This is a genomic window from Mycobacterium sp. SMC-11, assembly GCF_046250095.1.
GTDB lineage: Bacteria > Actinomycetota > Actinomycetes > Mycobacteriales > Mycobacteriaceae > Mycobacterium > Mycobacterium heraklionense_A.
In genome coordinates this window covers 3,978,158-3,995,503 of sequence record NZ_CP176430.1, presented here as the reverse complement: position 1 = coordinate 3,995,503, position 17,346 = coordinate 3,978,158, and the positions used below count along the sequence as shown (strand labels likewise).

General features: G+C 66.3%; 13 protein-coding genes. 10 read left to right on the top strand and 3 right to left on the bottom strand.

Features of this window, described 5'->3' with window-relative positions:
* Positions 1-66 precede the first annotated feature (66 nt).
* The 9 genes from ACKY0X_RS18970 to ACKY0X_RS18930 all read left to right on the top strand — a co-directional run bounded on the left by ACKY0X_RS18970 (position 67) and on the right by ACKY0X_RS18930 (position 10,080).
* Positions 67-837: a winged-helix domain-containing protein gene (locus ACKY0X_RS18970; RefSeq protein ID WP_409427285.1), complete on the top strand. Its 771-nt coding sequence runs from the start codon at positions 67-69 to the stop codon at positions 835-837.
* Positions 834-1,745 carry a mycothiol synthase gene (mshD, locus tag ACKY0X_RS18965; RefSeq protein WP_409427284.1) on the top strand — a complete coding sequence of 304 codons (912 nt, stop codon included), beginning with the start codon at positions 834-836 and terminating at the stop codon, positions 1,743-1,745. Before ACKY0X_RS18970 ends, mshD begins: the two co-directional genes overlap by 4 nt.
* 111 nt (positions 1,746-1,856) lie before the next feature.
* Positions 1,857-2,975 (top strand): phosphate ABC transporter substrate-binding protein PstS, encoded by a 1,119-nt coding sequence (gene pstS, locus ACKY0X_RS18960; RefSeq protein ID WP_065040943.1) that lies wholly within the window; start codon positions 1,857-1,859, stop codon positions 2,973-2,975.
* Positions 2,976-3,024: 49 nt separating this feature from the next.
* Positions 3,025-4,005, top strand: coding sequence for a phosphate ABC transporter permease subunit PstC (gene pstC, locus ACKY0X_RS18955; RefSeq protein WP_409427283.1), 981 nt, complete (start codon positions 3,025-3,027; stop codon positions 4,003-4,005).
* On the top strand, positions 4,002-4,916 hold the full coding sequence (gene pstA, locus ACKY0X_RS18950) for a phosphate ABC transporter permease PstA (protein ID WP_046286419.1): 915 nt from the start codon (positions 4,002-4,004) through the stop codon (positions 4,914-4,916). Before pstC (ACKY0X_RS18955) ends, pstA (ACKY0X_RS18950) begins: the two co-directional genes overlap by 4 nt.
* A gap of 52 nt (positions 4,917-4,968) precedes the next feature.
* Complete coding sequence (pstB, locus tag ACKY0X_RS18945; protein WP_065040942.1) at positions 4,969-5,745, top strand: phosphate ABC transporter ATP-binding protein PstB; 777 nt, start codon at positions 4,969-4,971, stop codon at positions 5,743-5,745.
* 260 nt (positions 5,746-6,005) lie between these two features.
* The gene (pstB, locus tag ACKY0X_RS18940) at positions 6,006-6,782 is read left to right on the top strand and encodes a phosphate ABC transporter ATP-binding protein PstB (RefSeq protein ID WP_409427282.1); all 777 of its coding nucleotides are present in this window, start codon (positions 6,006-6,008) and stop codon (positions 6,780-6,782) included.
* Between the two features lie 57 nt (positions 6,783-6,839).
* Positions 6,840-7,946 carry a phosphate ABC transporter substrate-binding protein PstS gene (gene pstS, locus ACKY0X_RS18935; RefSeq protein WP_409427281.1) on the top strand — a complete coding sequence of 369 codons (1,107 nt, stop codon included), beginning with the start codon at positions 6,840-6,842 and terminating at the stop codon, positions 7,944-7,946.
* Between the two features lie 109 nt (positions 7,947-8,055).
* Complete coding sequence (locus tag ACKY0X_RS18930; protein ID WP_409427280.1) at positions 8,056-10,080, top strand: serine/threonine-protein kinase PknD; 2,025 nt, start codon at positions 8,056-8,058, stop codon at positions 10,078-10,080.
* 114 nt (positions 10,081-10,194) lie between these two features.
* Here the strand turns inward: ACKY0X_RS18930 and pstA (ACKY0X_RS18925) are convergent, their stop codons facing one another.
* Genes pstA (ACKY0X_RS18925) through pstS (ACKY0X_RS18915) form a run of 3 tightly spaced genes read right to left on the bottom strand, consistent with a single transcriptional unit; the run spans position 10,195 to position 13,177 of the window.
* The gene (gene pstA, locus ACKY0X_RS18925) at positions 10,195-11,106 is read right to left on the bottom strand and encodes a phosphate ABC transporter permease PstA (protein WP_409427279.1); all 912 of its coding nucleotides are present in this window, start codon (positions 11,104-11,106) and stop codon (positions 10,195-10,197) included.
* A complete protein-coding gene (gene pstC / locus ACKY0X_RS18920) occupies positions 11,103-12,065 on the bottom strand; it encodes a phosphate ABC transporter permease subunit PstC (RefSeq protein WP_409427278.1) in 963 nt (320 codons plus the stop codon). Before pstC (ACKY0X_RS18920) ends, pstA (ACKY0X_RS18925) begins: the two co-directional genes overlap by 4 nt.
* The gene (gene pstS, locus ACKY0X_RS18915) at positions 12,062-13,177 is read right to left on the bottom strand and encodes a phosphate ABC transporter substrate-binding protein PstS (RefSeq protein ID WP_409427277.1); all 1,116 of its coding nucleotides are present in this window, start codon (positions 13,175-13,177) and stop codon (positions 12,062-12,064) included. The genes pstC (ACKY0X_RS18920) and pstS (ACKY0X_RS18915) overlap by 4 nt, the downstream gene beginning before the upstream one ends.
* 251 nt (positions 13,178-13,428) lie before the next feature.
* Between pstS (ACKY0X_RS18915) and hrpA the strand changes: the two genes are divergently transcribed.
* Entirely contained in the window at positions 13,429-17,343 is a 3,915-nt protein-coding gene (gene hrpA, locus ACKY0X_RS18910; protein WP_409427276.1) for an ATP-dependent RNA helicase HrpA, read from the top strand.
* The last annotated feature ends 3 nt before the right edge of the window (positions 17,344-17,346 follow it).

Sequence of the window (17,346 nt, the reverse complement as noted above, 5' to 3'; positions counted from 1 at the left end):
CGCACTCGGTCATTCTGGCAGGTCGCACGCTATCGTTAGATCACCTGGGACGCTGGAGGGCCTCTATTGGAGCTACTGCTGTTGACCGCTGACCTGCACCCCGACGGGGTGTTGCCGTCGCTGTCCCTGCTTGCGCACACTGTGCGGACAGCGGCGCCCGAGGTTTCTGCGCTGCTTGAGGCCGGTTCGGCCGAGGTGGTTCTGGTCGACGCGCGCACCGATCTGGCCGCGGCACGCGGACTGTGCCGGCTGCTGAGCGCCACCGCAGGATCGGTCCCGGTGGTCGCGATCGTGACCGAGGGCGGACTGGTGGCGGTCAACGCCGAGTGGGGTATCGACGAGATTCTGCTTCCGGGTACCGGGCCCGCCGAGACCGACGCCCGGTTGCGGCTGCTGACCGGACGCCGCGGCGCGCCGGCCGCCGAGCAGGCCTCGGGGCAGACCAAACTTGGTGAGCTGGTGATCGACGAGGGCACTTACACCGCGAGGTTGCGGGGCCGTCCGCTGGATCTGACCTACAAGGAGTTCGAGCTGCTGAAGTACCTCACCCAACACGTCGGCCGGGTCTTCACCCGGGCGCAGTTGTTGCAGGAGGTCTGGGGCTACGACTTCTTCGGCGGTACGCGCACGGTCGACGTGCACGTCCGGCGGTTGCGCGCCAAGCTCGGGCCGGAATACGAGTCGTTGATCGGCACGGTCCGCAACGTCGGCTACAAAGCGGTCCGGCCGGTGCGGGGCCACTCCTCGGCCGCCTCTGACGACGAGGGCGACGACGAGATGGTCGATGACCTCGACGGCGCCGACGGCGGTGCGCCCGAGCCGCTGACCAGTCAGTGAACGCCCCGCAATGGCATGCCGCACTGACCGATGACCAGCAGCGGCAGATCCGCGATCTGATCACCACTGCCGGCCACCGTGACGGCGTCGCCCCGGTGGGGGAGCAGGTCCTGCGGGAACTCGCCGCGTCCCGCACCGAACATCTGGTCGCCAGTGACGGCGCGACGGTACTGGGCTATCTGAACCTGACCGCGGGCTCGGAGGACGCCGCGCCGATGGCGGAGCTGGTGGTGGCGCCCCAGGCCCGGCGGCGCGGTATCGGGGCCGCGATGGCCCGGGCCGCACTGGCCCGAACCGACGGCGGCACCCGGTTCTGGGCGCACGGCACACTGCCCGCCGCCCGAGCCACTGCCGAAGCGTTGGGACTGGCCGCGGTGCGTGAGCTGCTGCAGATGCGCCGATCGTTGCGGGACAGCCGCGTAAGCGCGAAGGTTCCGCCCGGGGTGACGATTCGCACCTACGCCGGCCCAGACGACGACGCCGAACTGCTGCGGGTCAACAACGCCGCGTTCTCCTGGCATCCCGAGCAGGGCGGCTGGACTGCCGAGGATCTGGCGCAGCGCCGCGCCGAGGCGTGGTTCGATCCGGCCGGACTGTTTCTGGCGTTCGAGGGACCCGTGCTGCTGGGGTTTCACTGGACCAAGATCCACTCCGGCAAACCGGGCGCCGAACGCGCCGGGGAAGTCTATGTCGTCGGGGTCGATCCGGCCGCCCAGGGCCGCGGTCTGGGCCGGGTGCTGACCGAGATTGGCCTGGTCTATCTGGCGGACCGGCTTGCCGATGTCGAGGCGCCGATCGTGCTGCTCTACGTCGAGGCGGACAACACCGCGGCGTTGCGCACCTACGAGCAGTTGGGCTTTGCGGTGCACAGTGTCGACACCGCTTACGCCGCAGTGGAGCAGCCTTGATGCGGCACTGGAATCTATTCACCGCCCGTTCATCTGCCATGTGGCTGCCATCCATAAGTGCCGCATACGTTCCCGGAGAGATTTGAACCGGAAGCGAGAAAGCGAGAACTGATGAAACGCACAAAGGCGGGTCTTGCGCTGGTAGCGGCCGCGATGACCGGTCTGGCGCTCAGTGGCTGCGGCAGCGACGACAACACCGCGAGCCCGTCCGGCACCGGCACCACCTCCGGCAAAGCTGACTCCGCCGAGTGTGCAGGCAAGAGCACGTTGACCGCTGAGGGATCGACGGCTCAGCAGAACGCGATCGCGGTGTTCAACCAGGTGTGGGGCAAAGAGTGCTCGGGCAAGAACCTGTCGTACAACCCGACCGGCTCGGGCGCGGGCCGCGAGCAGTTCATCGCCGGGCACGTCGACTTCGCCGGTTCGGACTCGCCGCTGAGCGAGGCGCAGGTCGCCGAGGCGGCCGACCGCTGCGGCCAGAACCCGGCATGGCATCTGCCGCTGGTGTTCGGGCCGGTCAGCATCGCCTACCACCTCGATGGAGTGGAGAACCTGGTCGTCAACGGTGACGTGCTGGCCCGGATCTTCAGCGGAGCCATCACCAGCTGGAACGACCCCGCGTTGGTGGCCCTCAACCCGGGCGAGGAACTGCCCGCGATCGCCATCACGCCGATCTATCGCTCGGACTCGTCGGGCACCACCGACAACTTCCAGAAGTACCTCAGCGCTGCGGCACCGCAGACCTGGACCAAGGGTGAAGGCAGCGAATTCCAGGGCGGCGTCGGCGAGGGCGCGCAGAAGTCGGCCGGGGTCGTGCAGGCGGTGCAGAGCACGCCCGGTGCCGTCGGCTATGTCGAGAAGGGCTTCGCCGACCAGGCCAACCTGCGGTCGGCGATGATCGACTCGGGCTCTGGAGTGGTCGCCGCCACCGACGAATCGGCCGGTATTGCGATTCAGTCGGCCGGATTCGTTTCCGAGGACAGCAACGACATGCGGCTGGACCTGAGGTCGCTTTACGGCACCAAGCAGGCCGCTGCCTACCCGCTAGTCTTGGTGACCTATGAGATCGTCTGCTCCAAGGGCTACGACCCCGACACGTCGGCGGCCGTGAAGTCCTTCCTGAAAACGGCCTCCACCAGCGGCCAGGACGAATTGTCGTCCGCCGGTTACGTCCGGCTGCCGGACCAGTTGAAACGGCGCTTGAGTGCCGCCATCGACGCGATCCAGTAGCCGCCGTGCTGCAAGCGATGAGGGGGTGTCAAGCATCGCCGACTCGTCTGTGTCTGCGTCTGCATCGACGCCGTCGGTGACCCCGACGGCGCTGCGTTCCACTGGCAGCCGCTTGCAAGATCGGCTGTTCCGTCTGGTCGCGGAAGGCTCCGGGGTGCTGATCATCGTCCTGATCAGCGCCGTCGGAGGCTTCCTCCTGCTGCGGGCGATACCGGCGCTGCAGCGTAACCGGGAGAACTTCTTCACCTACGGCGGCAGTTGGGTCACCACCAACACCTCCGCCATGCACTTCGGCATTGCAGAGATGCTGCAGGTGACGGTGTTCGTCTCGCTGTTCGCGCTGTTGCTGGCCATGCCGGTTGCTCTCGGCGTCGCGATCTATCTCGCCGAATACGCGCCCAGGCGGCTCGTCGGGCCCCTGGGTTACATGGTCGAATTGCTGGCCGCCGTGCCGTCGATCATCTACGGAGCGTGGGGCCTGTATGTGCTGGCCCCGCAGTTGCGCGGCACCGCGCTATGGCTCAACGAACACCTCGGTGGATTCTTTCTGTTCGCCGACGGCAACGCGTCGGTGGCGGGTGGCGGCACCATCTTCACCGGCGGAATCGTGCTTGCGGTGATGATCCTGCCGATCATCACCGCGGTCACCCGCGAGGTGCTGGCCCAAACGCCCCGCGGCCAGGTCGAGGCCGCACTGGCGCTGGGCGCGACCCGCTGGGAGGTGGTCAAGATGGTGATGCTGCCGTTCGGCCGCTCCGGCTACATCAGTGCCGCGATGCTGGGCTTGGGCCGGGCGCTCGGTGAGACGGTCGCGCTGCTGATCATCCTGCGCTCCACCCAGAAGGCGTTCAACTGGTCGCTGTTCGACGGCGGTTCCACCTTCGCCACCAAGATCGCCGCCACCGCATCGGAGTTCAACGACCAGTACAAGGCGGGCGCCTACATCGCAGCCGGTCTGGTGCTGTTCGTGCTGACGCTTATCGTCAACGCGCTGGCCCGCGTCGCGATCACCCAGAAGGTGCATTCATGACCGCGTTGCTGGACCGGCCCGTCAAGTTGCGCACGTTTGCGGGGGTAGGTCTGCGCCGCCGGGTGGCCAATTCGATTGCGACGGTGCTGGTCACCGCCGCGATGGCGTTGGCGTTGGTGCCCCTGGTGTGGGTGATGTACTCGGTGTTCGACTTCGGTTTCGGTGCCGTCAGTACCAGTTCCTGGTGGACCCACTCACAGGCCGGCATGACGGCGTTCGTGGCGGGCGGCGGTGCCTACCACGCGATCATCGGGACACTGCTGCAAGGACTGCTGTGCGCGGCCATCTCGATCCCGATCGGGATCTTCGTCGCGATCTATCTCGTCGAGTACGGTGCCGGCACCCGGCTGGGCAAGCTCGCGACGTTCATGGTCGACATCCTGACCGGTGTGCCGTCGATCGTCGCAGCGCTGTTCGTCTACGCGTTGTGGGTGGCCACCTTGGGATTTCACCGCTCCGGATTCGCGGTGTCGCTGTCGTTGGTGCTGCTGATGGTGCCGGTGATTGTGCGAGCGACCGAGGAGATGCTGCGGATCATTCCGATGGATCTGCGTGAAGCCAGCTACGCGTTGGGCGCACCGAAGTGGAAGACCATCACCAGCATCGTGATCCCGACCGCGCTGTCCGGCATCGTCACCGGAATTCTGTTGGCGCTGGCCCGGGTGATGGGTGAGACCGCGCCGCTGCTGATCCTGGTCGGCTACTCGCAGGCGATCAATTTCGACATGTTCCACGGCTTCATGGGGTCGCTCCCGGGAATGATGTATGACCAGACATCGGCCGGGGCGGGCGCCAGCGCGGTGCCCACGGATCGGCTCTGGGGCGCCGCGCTCACCCTCATCCTGCTGATCGCGCTACTGAACGTGGCGGCCAGGTTCGGGGCACGCATCTTCGCTCCCAAGAAGTTCTAGATCGGTCTCGACAACCAGCGCGTAGCGGTGGGCGAACAAGGAGAGCTGCACGGTGGCTAAAAGGTTGGACCTCACCGACCTCAACATCTTTTACGGGTCCTTTCACGCGGTGGCCGACGTGTCACTGTCGGTCGCGCCGCGCAGTGTCACCGCGTTCATCGGTCCCTCCGGCTGCGGCAAGTCGACCGTGCTGCGCACCCTCAACCGGATGCACGAGACCACTCCGGGGGCCCGCATCGAGGGGTCGGTACTGCTCGACGGCGAGAACATCTACCGCCCCGGAATCGACCCGGTGGGGGTTCGCCAAGCCGTTGGAATGGTTTTTCAGCGACCGAATCCCTTCCCCACCATGTCCATTCGCGACAATGTGGTGGCCGGCCTCAAGCTGCAGGGAATCCGCAACCGCCGCACACTCGACGAAACCGCGGAGTTCTCCCTGCGCGGGGCGAATCTGTGGAACGAGGTCAAGGACCGGCTGGACAAGCCCGGTGGCGGGCTTTCGGGTGGTCAGCAGCAGCGGTTGTGTATCGCGCGGGCCATTGCGGTGCAGCCCGACGTGCTGTTGATGGATGAGCCCTGCTCGGCGTTGGATCCGATCTCGACGATGGCCATCGAAGAGCTGATCTCGCAGCTCAAGCAGGATTACACCATCGTCATCGTCACCCACAACATGCAGCAGGCGGCGCGGGTGAGCGATCAGACGGCCTTCTTCAACCTGGCCGATGTCGGCAAGCCCGGCCGGCTGATCGAGATCGACGGGACCGAGAAGATCTTCTCCAACCCGAGTTTCAAAGAGACCGAGGACTACATCTCCGGCCGCTTCGGCTAGGCGATCGCGGGCGCGAGCGCAGGCTTCGCGATCGGTAGATTAATCGTCTGGGGCATAACGTATTTCGGGTAACAGCTCACCCTCCGTCACCATCGGATCGTGGCGCGTCGCGGCGTACCTGGACTGAGTCGACGCTTTTGTCCAGATTGCGGGACTCAAGATCGTGGCTAGGCTGGCGCGCAGATCGTTGCTCCAAGAAGGTCTGGGCCGTCGGACATTCGGGCCGGGACAGGTTGAGTCGAGTGAGGAGATGGCTGCCAGTGGCCAAAAGGTTGGACCTGAGCGACGTCAACATCTTTTACGGGTCGTTTCACGCAGTGGCCGATGTGACGTTGTCGGTGCCGCCACGCAGCGTCACGGCGTTCATCGGGCCATCGGGCTGCGGCAAGTCGACGGTGCTGCGCACCCTCAACCGGATGCATGAGGTCATCCAGGGGGCGCGTGTTGAGGGCTCGGTGTTGCTCGACGGTGAGGACATCTACCAGGCCGGCATCGACCCGGTGGGGGTACGTAAGGCGATCGGGATGGTGTTTCAGCGCCCAAATCCGTTTCCCACCATGTCGATCCGCGACAACGTGGTGGCCGGGCTGACGCTGCAAGGGGTGCGCAATCGCAAGTTGCTGGACGAGACCGTCGAACAGTCGCTGCGCGGGGCGAATCTGTGGAACGAGGTCAAGGACCGGCTGGACAAGCCCGGTGGCGGGCTTTCGGGTGGTCAGCAGCAGCGGTTGTGTATCGCGCGGGCCATTGCGGTGCAGCCCGACGTACTGTTGATGGATGAGCCCTGCTCGGCGTTGGATCCCATCTCGACGATGGCCATCGAAGAGCTGATCTCGCAGCTCAAGCAGGATTACACCATCGTCATCGTCACCCACAACATGCAGCAGGCGGCGCGGGTGAGCGATCAGACGGCGTTCTTCAACCTGGAGGCCGTCGGGAAGCCCGGCCGGTTGGTCGAGATCGACGGGACCGAGAAGATTTTCTCTAATCCGAGACTTAAGGAAACCGAGGACTACATCTCGGGTCGCTTTGGCTGACTTATTACCAGATTCGGCTACCGTGTGGTTTCCGCGCTGACCGCCGAAGGAGTGCCGTTGAGGATCAACCGATTCGGTATCGTCTCGAGCCTGCTGGCGACTGTACTGCTGACGGTCGTGGCCTGCGGTGGTGACGAATCGTCGTCGGCCTCGGGTTCGGGATCCTCGGCAGTGCAGTGCGGCGGCAAGCAGAAGCTGACCGCGAGCGGCTCGACGGCCCAGGCGCACGCGATCGAACAGTTCGTCTACGCCTACATCCGGGCCTGCCCGGACTACACGCTGGACTATCGGGCCAACGGATCTGGCACCGGAATCGCTGAATTTGCCAGTGGGCAAACAGAATTGGCCGGATCTGACTCGCCGCTCGATCCGTCCAACGGTGAGCCGCAGCGGGTGGCGGCGCGGTGCGGGTCGACGCCCTGGCACCTGCCGACCGTCTTCGGTCCGATTGCCGTGACCTACAACATCGGCGGCGTCAACGAACTCGACCTGGACGGGCCCACGATGGCCAAGATCTTCAACGGCACCATCACCAAATGGGATGACCCCGCGCTCAAGGCGCTCAACAAGGACACGGCGTTGCCCGCCGAGCCCATCCATGTGGTGTTCCGCAGCGACGAGTCCGGAACCACCGACAATTTCCAGAAGTACCTCGACATCGCCTCCGACGGCGCCTGGGGCCGCGGGGTGGGCAAGGCATTCAACGGCGGTACCGGTGTCGGCGCGGCCGGCAACGACGGCACCTCGGCGATGTTGCGGAGCACCGAGGGCTCGATCACCTACAACGAGTGGTCCTATGCGGTGGGGCGCGAGCTCAACATGGCCCAGATCGTCACCTCGGCGGGCCCGCAGCCGGTGACCATCTCTGTCGACTCGGTGGACAAGACCATCGCCGGCGCGAAGTTCAGCGGCGCCGGAAACGATCTGGTGGTGGATACCTCGTCGTTCTACAAACCGACGGTGGCCGGTGCCTACCCGATCGTGCTGGTGACCTACGAGATCGTCTGCTCCAAATACCCCGATCCGGCGACGGCGCAAGCGGTCAAGGCGTTTATGCAAGCGGCGATCGGCGACGGGCAGCAGGATCTGGACCAGTACGGCTATATTCCCCTACCTCCGGAATTTACGTCGAAATTGAAGACAGCGGTCGACGCTATTTCCTGATCGTCGACATCTGCGCCGATCCATTTTCGCTGGTAACCTTTGGTTAATCTTCTGTTCACCGCAACAGTTGATTGCTTGGTGCCAATCCTGACCGGGTGAATGGAGCGTCGTGAACGATAACGGACCGGCTTCCCAGGTGGGTTCCCAATTCGGTCCTTACCGGTTGCTTCGGCTGCTGGGGCGAGGTGGCATGGGTGAGGTCTATGAGGCCGAGGACACCCGCAAGCACCGATCGGTCGCACTGAAGCTGATCGCCCCCGTGTTGTCGGGCAATCCGGCATTCCGAACGCGGATGCAGCGCGAGGCCGACGCGGCGGGCCGGCTTACCGAACCGCATGTGGTGCCCATCCACGACTACGGCGAGATCGACGGTCAGATGTTCGTCGAGATGCGGCTGATCGACGGCAATGACCTCGGCATGGAGTTGCAGCGCTCCGGCCCGCTGCCCCCGGCGCGAGCCGTAGCGGTGATCGAACAGGTGGCTGCCGCCCTGGACGCCGCACACGCCGGCGGAATCACCCATCGCGACATCAAGCCGGCGAACATCCTGCTCACTCGGGATGACTTCGCCTACCTGGTCGATTTCGGTATCGCCCGCGCCGCGGCAGATCCCGGCCTGACGCAGACCGGGATGGCGCTGGGCACCTACAACTACATGGCGCCAGAGCGGTTCAGTGGGGCTGAGGTCGACTACCGTGCCGACATCTATTCACTGGCCTGTGTGCTGAGCGAGTGTTTGAGCGGTCAACAGCCGTATCGGACCGAGACCATCGAACGACTGATCGCCTCCCATCTGATGGAGCCCGCCCCGCGGCCCAGTCAGCTGCGGCCCGGCGTGGTGCCGGTCGGACTGGACCAGGTGATCGCCAGGGGGATGGCGAAGAATCCGCGGGATCGATACAGCAGCGCCGGCGACCTGGCACGTGCCGCACACGACGCGCTGACCACCGCAGAGCAGCATCAGGCCGCGATGATCGTCGAGCAGGGCGGGGTGGCCACCCGAATGGCCAGCGCCGTCGGTGCCTCCACCAACGGCGGCGGTAGCTCTCCGGCCAACGGCTACCGCCAACAGCCGGCCAGCTACGAACACCGCGCCTATGACGCGAACTCCTACGACCAGCCGCACCAGCAGACTCAGATTCGGCCCGCCCTCACCGGTTGGCGGGACCGGCCGGCGCAGCAGCCGGCGGCAGCCGCACCGGCTTTTGCCGCCGAGGTCAAGAACCGCGGAGATCGCCGATGGCTGGTGCCGGCCGCGGCTGCCGCGGCGCTGCTGGTAGCAGTGGGTGTGGGGGGTTATGCGGTCACCCACCGTTCGGAGACATCTCCCGGGGCGTCGGCGTCGGCGTCGGCGAACGGGCAGAGTGTGCTGCCCTTGGAGGGCCTGAGCTTCCGGCTCTCCCCGGGCGGGTTGGCGCTGGACAGCAGCGGAAACGTCTACGTCACCAACCAGAGCATGTACGGCCGTGTGGTGAAGCTGGAGCCGGGATCGAAGTCTCCGGTGATGCTGCCGTTCACCGGGCTCTACGAACCGCAGGGCGTCGCCGTCGATCGGGCCGGCGCGGTGTACGTCACCGACTTCAACAATCGGGTGGTGAAACTGGATCCGGATTCCCATGTCCAATCCGAGCTGCCGTTCAGCGGGCTGAACTATCCGGAAGGCCTGGTGGTGGACAAGGACGGCAGCGTCTATGTCGCCGACCGAGGTAACAACCGGGTGGTCAAGCTGCCGGCCGGGGCCGACTCCCAGGTGGTGCTGCCGTTCGCCGGGCTGCACAACCCCGACGACGTGGCTGTCGACTCCTCCGGCAACGTCTACGTCACCGACACCGACAACGATCGGGTGGTGCGGCTCGCCGCGGGATCCAATACCCAGAGCGTGCTCCCGTTCACCGGTCTCGATGCCCCGTGGGGCGTCACCGTTGACGGGGCCGGCAACGTCTTCGTCACCAACCACGACAGCCACACCGTGGTGAAGCTGACCGCGGGGGCCAATACCCAGACGAAGCTGCCGTTCACCGGGCTGAACACTCCGCTGCAGGTCGTCGTCGGTGCGGACGGCGCTCTTTACGTCGCCGACCGGGGCAACAACCGGGTGGTGAAGCTGGTCGGCGGCACGGAACCGCGGGGCTGATGCGGCGGTTCCAGCTTCGGCTCTCCTTCGGCTCTCATCCTTCGCGAAACCGACGTTTTGCAGAGAAGGTGCGAGTAGAGACCTGCAAAACGTCGGTTTCGGGGAATAGTTCGGTCAGCGATCGTGGACCGATGTGAGCCGAGTCGCCACTGCCGCCACGATCGCGCTGACTGCGACCAGGATGATCAGCGTCAGGGCCGCCCCCCAGACTCGAGCGGCCCCAGCCGCCTGCGGGTTCCCCAGCTCGGAGTAGATCAGCAGCGGCAGCGAGGCCATGTTGTCGTGCAGGATGTCGTAGTTGATCGAACGGCTGTAGCCCACCAGCACCAGTACCGGGGCGGTCTCACCCATGATTCGGGCGATCGACAAAAAGATTCCCGACAGGATTCCCGAGAGCGCGGTGGGGATGACGATGCGCAGGATCGTCTTCCATCGCGGCACCCCCAGCGCGTAGCTGGCCTCCCGCAGTTCGTCGGGCACCAGACGCAGCATCTCCTCGGTGGAGCGCACCACGATCGGCAACATCAGCAGCGCCAGCGCCAGCGACACGGCGAAGGCGCTCTGCTCGAACTTGAGGGTGGCGATCCACAGGCTGAACACGAACAGCGACGCCACGATCGAGGGCACCCCGGCCAGCACGTCGACCATGAAGGTGGTCAATCGCGCCCACCGGCCGCCGCCGTACTCGATCAGGTAGATCGCCGTCATCAGACCCAGCGGTACCGCCAGCGCCGCGGCCACCCCGGCCTGTACCAGGGTGCCGTACAACGCGTGATACACCCCGCCGGCGAATTCTTCGGGCAGCACGCCGCGTAGCGAATGCGTCCACCAGCTCAGATTGGTGATCACGTGCCAACCGCGGGCCACCACGACCCAGAGCAGCCAGACCAACGGGATCGCCGCCACGGCGAACGAGGACACGAACGCCGCGGTGGCAAGCTTGTCCGTCAATCGGCGCCGCACGCTGAGGTGATGGCGCTGTGGCACCGACGGCTTGACCGGTGCGTTGAGCAGTTGGGCTGTCATCCGTTGACCTTGCCGCCGGCCACCGCGCGAGCGGCGGCATTGACGATGAACGTGAGTGCGAACAATGCGAACCCCGCGGCGATGTAGGCGCCGGTCGGCAGCGGGGCGCTGAACTCCGCGGCCGCCGAGGCGATCTTGGAGGCGAACGTGTACCCGCCGTCGAACAGCGACCAATTCCCGGGCTTAGCCGCGGCCCGCAGGATGATCAGCATCGCGACCGTCTCGCCCAGCGCGCGACCCAGGCCCAACATCGCCGCGGCGATCACGCCGCTGCGGCCGTAGGGCAGCACGGCCATGCGCACCACCTCCCAGCGAGTGGCTCCCAGGGCCTGGGCGGCTTCGATGTGGGCGAAGGGGGTCTGCCGGAATACCTCCCGCGAGACCGAGGTGATGATCGGCAGGATCATCACCGCGAGCACGATCCCCGCGGTGAAGATCGTGCCGCCGCCGGCCAGCGACACGTTGCCCTTATGGAACAGGAACAGCCAGCCCAAGTGACTTCGCAGGAATCGCATGAACGGCACCAGCATCGGGGCCAGCACAAAGATCCCCCAGAGACCGAAGATGATGGACGGCACCGCTGCCAGCAGATCAATCACCACGGCGAACGGTCGGGCTAACCGCCGGGGTGCGTACTGGGTGAGAAAGACCGCGATACCGACCGAAATCGGCACCGCCAGTGTCAACGCGAATACCGAGCTCAACACCGTGACCATCAGCAGGTCTCGGATACCGAACGACAGGTGGTCGGGATCTCCTGTGCGGAAGTCTGGGCTGGTGAAGAAGTTCGCGTCGTTGGCGAGCAACGACGGGACAGCGCGCACCAGCAAGAAGATCGCGATCAGCACGATCGCCACCACCACTGTCGATCCGGCCGAGACCGCGGCCGCCCGGAACAGCCGCTCACCTCGAGGCGAGCGGCTGTTCGCCAAGGGCGTCGATGGATGCCCGGGGGTCACGAGATGGCGTCGACCGCGGACGCCAGGCGAGCCTTGAAAGCCTCGGGGATCGGCACGTAGCCGTTGTCGGCCAGACCATCCTGGCCTGCGCCGATGGTGGACTTCAGGAACAACCGCACCGCGGTGCCGACGTCAGCGTCCGGGTACTTCGAGCACACCACCTCGTAGGTGGCGAGCACGATCGGGTAGGAGCCCGTCTGAGTCGGCTGATAGAACGACGCCGTGTCGAGCACCAGGTCGTTTCCTTGCCCCTTGATGGTGGCACCGGCGATGGTCTTGCCGACCGACTCGGTGCTGATCGCGACCGGATCGGGGCCGGCGGAGGTGACGATCTGGGCGGTGGCCAGATTCTTGGCCTGGGCGAATGACCACTCGTTGTAGGTGATCGCCCCCTCGGTGGAGGCGATGGCTCCGGCCGTGCCGTCGTTGCCCTTGGCGCCTTCGCCGACACCACCGTTGAACGTCTTTCCGGCACCCTTGCCCCAGGCCCCACCGGAGGCGGCATCCAGGTACTGCTGGAAGTTGTCGGTGGTCCCGGACTCGTCGCTGCGGAACACCACGTGGATCGGCTGGGCGGGCAGCGTGACTGTCGGGTTGAGGGCCTTGATCGCCGCGTCATCCCAGCTGGTGATGGCTCCGTTGAAGATCTTCGCGGCGGTCGGGCCGTCGAGGATCAGCGTGTCGACGCCGGGAATGTTGTAGGTGATCGCGATGGGGCCGAACACCACCGGCAGGTTCCAGGCAGGGGATTCGCAGCGCTGCTGCGCCTCGGCGTAATCGTCGCCGCTCAGCGGAACGTCGGAGCCGGCGAAGTCGGTCTGGCCGCCGACGAACTCCCGGATGCCGGCGCCCGAGCCGTTGGCGGTGTAGTTGACGTTGTGGCCCGAACACTCGTCGATGAACGCTTTGACGAACCGGGCCATCGCGTTCTGCTGGGCGGTCGATCCGCTGGCTTTCAGCGTGTCCGTGCCGCCGCAGTTTCCGCCGGCGGCTGCCGAGCTCGAGGTCGTCTTCTCGCCGGTGTCGGTGTTCTTGTCGCTACCGCACCCGGATAACACCAATGCGCCGGTCGCCATAATTCCCAGCGTCGCGCCAATTCCGTTCAGTTTCACATTGCCCTTTCGCAGAACGAATTAAGGTGATGGCCGCGGTTGCGACATCACCGGATCAACCCGGCAGACAATTCGTAATAACCACGTGCGATCCGGGCCACTTCTCCATTTAATGCGGTACACGAAGGTTACGGTAGGGTGAACAGCCATGATCTAACGGTGGAATTCTGGTGGAATCCAGATGACGCCGATATGGACTGGCTAAATGCCAGATGACAGGCAGGTCGGCCCAGGCCCGTAAGCTTCGCGAAGTGGCCGAACCGTCCGTCGCGCAGTTGCGCACGCTCCTCGATGAGCTGACCCTCCGGGATGCGGTCTACTTCGGACGGCGCCTGAAGGATCTGCGTGGCGCAAAGCCCGAGCAGGTGCGAAAGCTCGCCGAGCGGATGGGCGAGGCGCAAGCACTGGTCGCCGCGCGCCGGACCGCGGTGCCCGATGTCCGCTATCCCGAGCTGCCGGTCAGCGGCCGCCGCGACGAGATCGCCGCGGCGATTCGGGATCACCAGGTCGTCGTGGTGGCCGGCGAGACCGGTTCCGGTAAGACCACGCAGCTGCCCAAGATCTGCCTGGAGCTGGGCCGCGGCATTCGCGGGACCATCGGCCACACCCAGCCGCGGCGGCTGGCCGCCCGCACCGTTGCGCAGCGTATCGCCGACGAATTGGCCAGCCCGCTAGGCGATGTCGTCGGGTACGCGGTCCGGTTCACCGACCGCGTGTCCGATCGGACCCTGATCAAACTGATGACCGACGGCATCCTGCTCGCCGAACTCGAACGGGACCGGCGGCTGCTGCGCTACGACACGCTGATCATCGACGAGGCGCATGAGCGCAGCCTCAACATCGACTTCCTGCTCGGCTACCTGCGCGAGTTGCTGCCGCGCCGCCCCGATCTGAAGGTGATCATCACCTCGGCCACCATCGAACCCCAGCGTTTCGCGGCGCACTTCGATGATGGGCGCAGCGGTGGCCCCGCGCCGATCGTCGAGGTGTCCGGCCGCAGTTACCCGGTGGAAATCCGGTATCGCCCGCTGGAGCTGCCGGTCAGCTCGGAGGCCGCAGAAGATTTCGCGGACCCTAATGACCCGGACCAGGAGATCATCCGGACCGAGACCCGCGACGAGATCGAGGCGATCGTCGACGCGGTGCACGAACTGTCCGCCGAACCGCCCGGCGACATTTTGGTGTTCCTGTCCGGCGAGCGCGAGATCCGGGATACCGCAGAAGCGCTCGGTGGGTTGCCCAACACCGAGATTCTGCCGCTGTACGCGCGGCTGTCCACAGCCGAACAGCAGAAGGTGTTCGCCCCTGCGCGCGCCGGCCGGCGGATTGTGCTGGCCACCAACGTAGCTGAGACATCGCTGACGGTACCGGGCATCCGCTACGTGATCGATCCGGGCAACGCGCGTATCTCTCGCTACAGCCGCCGGCTGAAGGTCCAGCGGCTACCCATCGAACCCATTTCCCAGGCGTCCGCCGCGCAGCGCAGCGGCCGGTGCGGCCGCACCGCTCCCGGGGTGTGCATCCGGCTCTACAGCGAAGCCGATTTCGACGCTCGGCCGCGCTACACCGACCCCGAGGTGCTGCGCACGAATCTGGCCGCAGTGCTGTTGCGGATGGCGTCGTTGCGGCTGGGTGCGGTGGAAGACTTCGGCTTCCTCGACCCGCCCGATTCGCGCAGCATCCGCGACGGGGTCGCGCTGCTGGTCGAGCTCGGCGCGTTTACCGCGCAGGGAGCGATCACCGATATCGGCCGCCGGCTGGCCCGGTTGCCGGTAGACCCGCGGTTGGGCCGGATGATCCTGGCCGCTGAGACCGAGGGCTGTGTCCGCGAGATGCTGGTGCTCGCCGCCGCCCTGACCATTCCCGATCCCAGGGAGCGGCCAGTCGATCGGGAGGAGGCGGCCCGGGCTAAGCATGCCCGGTTCGTCGACGACGATTCCGACTTCACCGCCTACCTCAACCTGTGGTCGTATCTGTCAGAGCAGCGGAAAATGCTGAGCGGCAGTGCGTTTCGGCGGATGTGCCGCAATGAGTTCCTGCACTACCTGCGAATCCGGGAATGGCAGGACCTGGTAGGGCAGCTGCGCAGCATCGCAGCCGATATCGGCATCCGTGAATCCGGCGAGCCGGCCCAGCCGGCAGCTGTCCACGCTGCGTTGCTGGCCGGGTTGCTGTCGCACGTCGGGATGCGCCGTGACGACGGTCGGGAGTTCGCCGGCGCGCGCAACTCAAAGTTCGTGCTGGCGCCCGGTTCGGTCCTGGCCAAACGACCTCCGCGCTGGACGATGGTCGCCGAGCTGGTGGAGACCAGCCGCCTGTTCGGGCGGACCGCCGCGCGCATCCAGCCGGAAACCGTCGAGCGGGTCGCGGCAGATCTGGTGCAGCGCAGCTACAGCGAACCGCATTGGGACGCCAAGCGCGGCGAGGTGATGGCCTTCGAAAAGGTGACGCTGTACGGACTGCCGCTGGTGGCGCGCCGCCGGGTGGGCTATGCCCGGGTGGAGCCGGCGGTGGCTCGCGAGCTGTTCATCCGGCACGCGCTGGTGGAGGGCGACTGGGTGTCCCGGCACCGATTCCTCGCCGACAACGCCGCCCTGCGCATCCAACTGCAGGAGCTGGAAGACAGGCTCCGTCGTCGCGATCTGATCGTCGACGACGACACCGTGTATGACCTCTACGACGCCCGGATCCCCGCCGAGGTGGTGTCGGCGCGGCACTTCGACGGCTGGTGGCGCAAGCAGCACAAGGCCACACCCGAGCTGCTGACCTTTACTCGCGACGAGTTGCTGCGGGCCGATGAGAATCTCGGCGCTGATCGGCCGGACAGCTGGGCGACCGCGGATCTGTCGTTGCCGCTGACGTATCGCTTCGAGCCGGGCGCCGCCGACGACGGGGTCACCGTCCACGTGCCGATCGATGTGCTGGCCCGCCTCGGCGGCGACGAGTTCGCCTGGCAGGTACCTGCGCTGCGCGAAGAGCTGATCACCGCACTGATCCGGTCCCTGCCCAAGGATCTGCGACGCAACTTCGTCCCGGCACCGGACACCGCCCGCGCGGTGCTGTCGGCAATCGGGCCGGGCGAGCCGCTGCTGGAGTCGCTGGTACACGAGCTTCGTCGCCGCACCGGGGTGTTGGTCCCGATCGATGCTTTCGACCTGAGCAAGCTGCCCGCGCACTTGAGGGTTACCTTCGCCGTGGAGGCCGCAGACGGCACCGAGGTGGCTCGCGGCAAAGACCTCGGCGTCTTGCAGGATCGACTGGCGGGGTCGGCCCGCGAGGCGGTCGCCGATGCGGTCGGCGCGGAGCTGGAACGCAGTGGCCTGCGCAGCTGGCCGGACGACTTGGACACGCTGCCTCGGGCCGTGCAGCGGGTGGTGGCTGGGCGCGCCGTTCGTGGCTTCCCGGCTTTTGCCGATGCCGGCGATACCGCGCAGCTACGGGTGTTCTCCACCGAGGCGCAGCAGCGGGCCGCGCTCGGACCTGGTATCCGCCGGTTGCTGCGCTGCGATGTTCCGTCGCCGGTCAAAGCGGTCGAGCGTCAGCTGGATTCGCCGACGCGGCTGATGCTCAAGGCGAACCCGAACGGGACGTTGGCGGCGCTCATCGACGACTGCGCCGACGCTGCGACCGACGCGTTGACGCCGGCACCGGTGTGGACCCGGGACGACTACATCGGGTTGCGCACCCGGGTGGCCGCCGCGCTGGTGCCGACCACCGTTGACGTGGTGACCCGAGTTGCGCAGGTGCTGGCCGCGGCCCGTGACACCGAAGTGGCGCTGCCGGCGCAACCGCCGCCCGGCCAGGCCGAGGCGATCGCCGATATCGTCGGCCAGCTGGATGCGCTGCTGGCGCCCGGTTTTGTCACCGCTACCGGTCGCGCGCATCTGGGGGATCTGGTCCGCTACCTCACGGCGATTCGTCGCCGGGTGGAGCAGTTGCCCCGCGCGTTGCAGGCTGACCGGGAACGGATGGCGCGGGTGCACGCGGTGCAGGACGCCTACCGGGACCTATTGGCGACCCTGCCTACGGCGCGCCATCGTGACAACGACGTGCGCGACATCGCGCGCCAGATCCAAGAGCTTCGGGTGAGTCTGTGGGCTCAGCAGCTCGGTACACCGCGCCCGGTCAGCGAACAGCGCATCCTCAGGGCTTTAAAAGAGCTTTAGCCG

Coding starts and splice junctions, on each gene's coding strand:
- pstA (WP_046286419.1), top strand. CDS start 4,002: ATGACCGCGTTGCTGGACCGGCCCGTCAAGTTGCGCACGTTTGCGGGG.
- pstA (WP_409427279.1), bottom strand. CDS start 11,106: ATGACAGCCCAACTGCTCAACGCACCGGTCAAGCCGTCGGTGCCACAG.
- pstS (WP_065040943.1), top strand. CDS start 1,857: ATGAAACGCACAAAGGCGGGTCTTGCGCTGGTAGCGGCCGCGATGACC.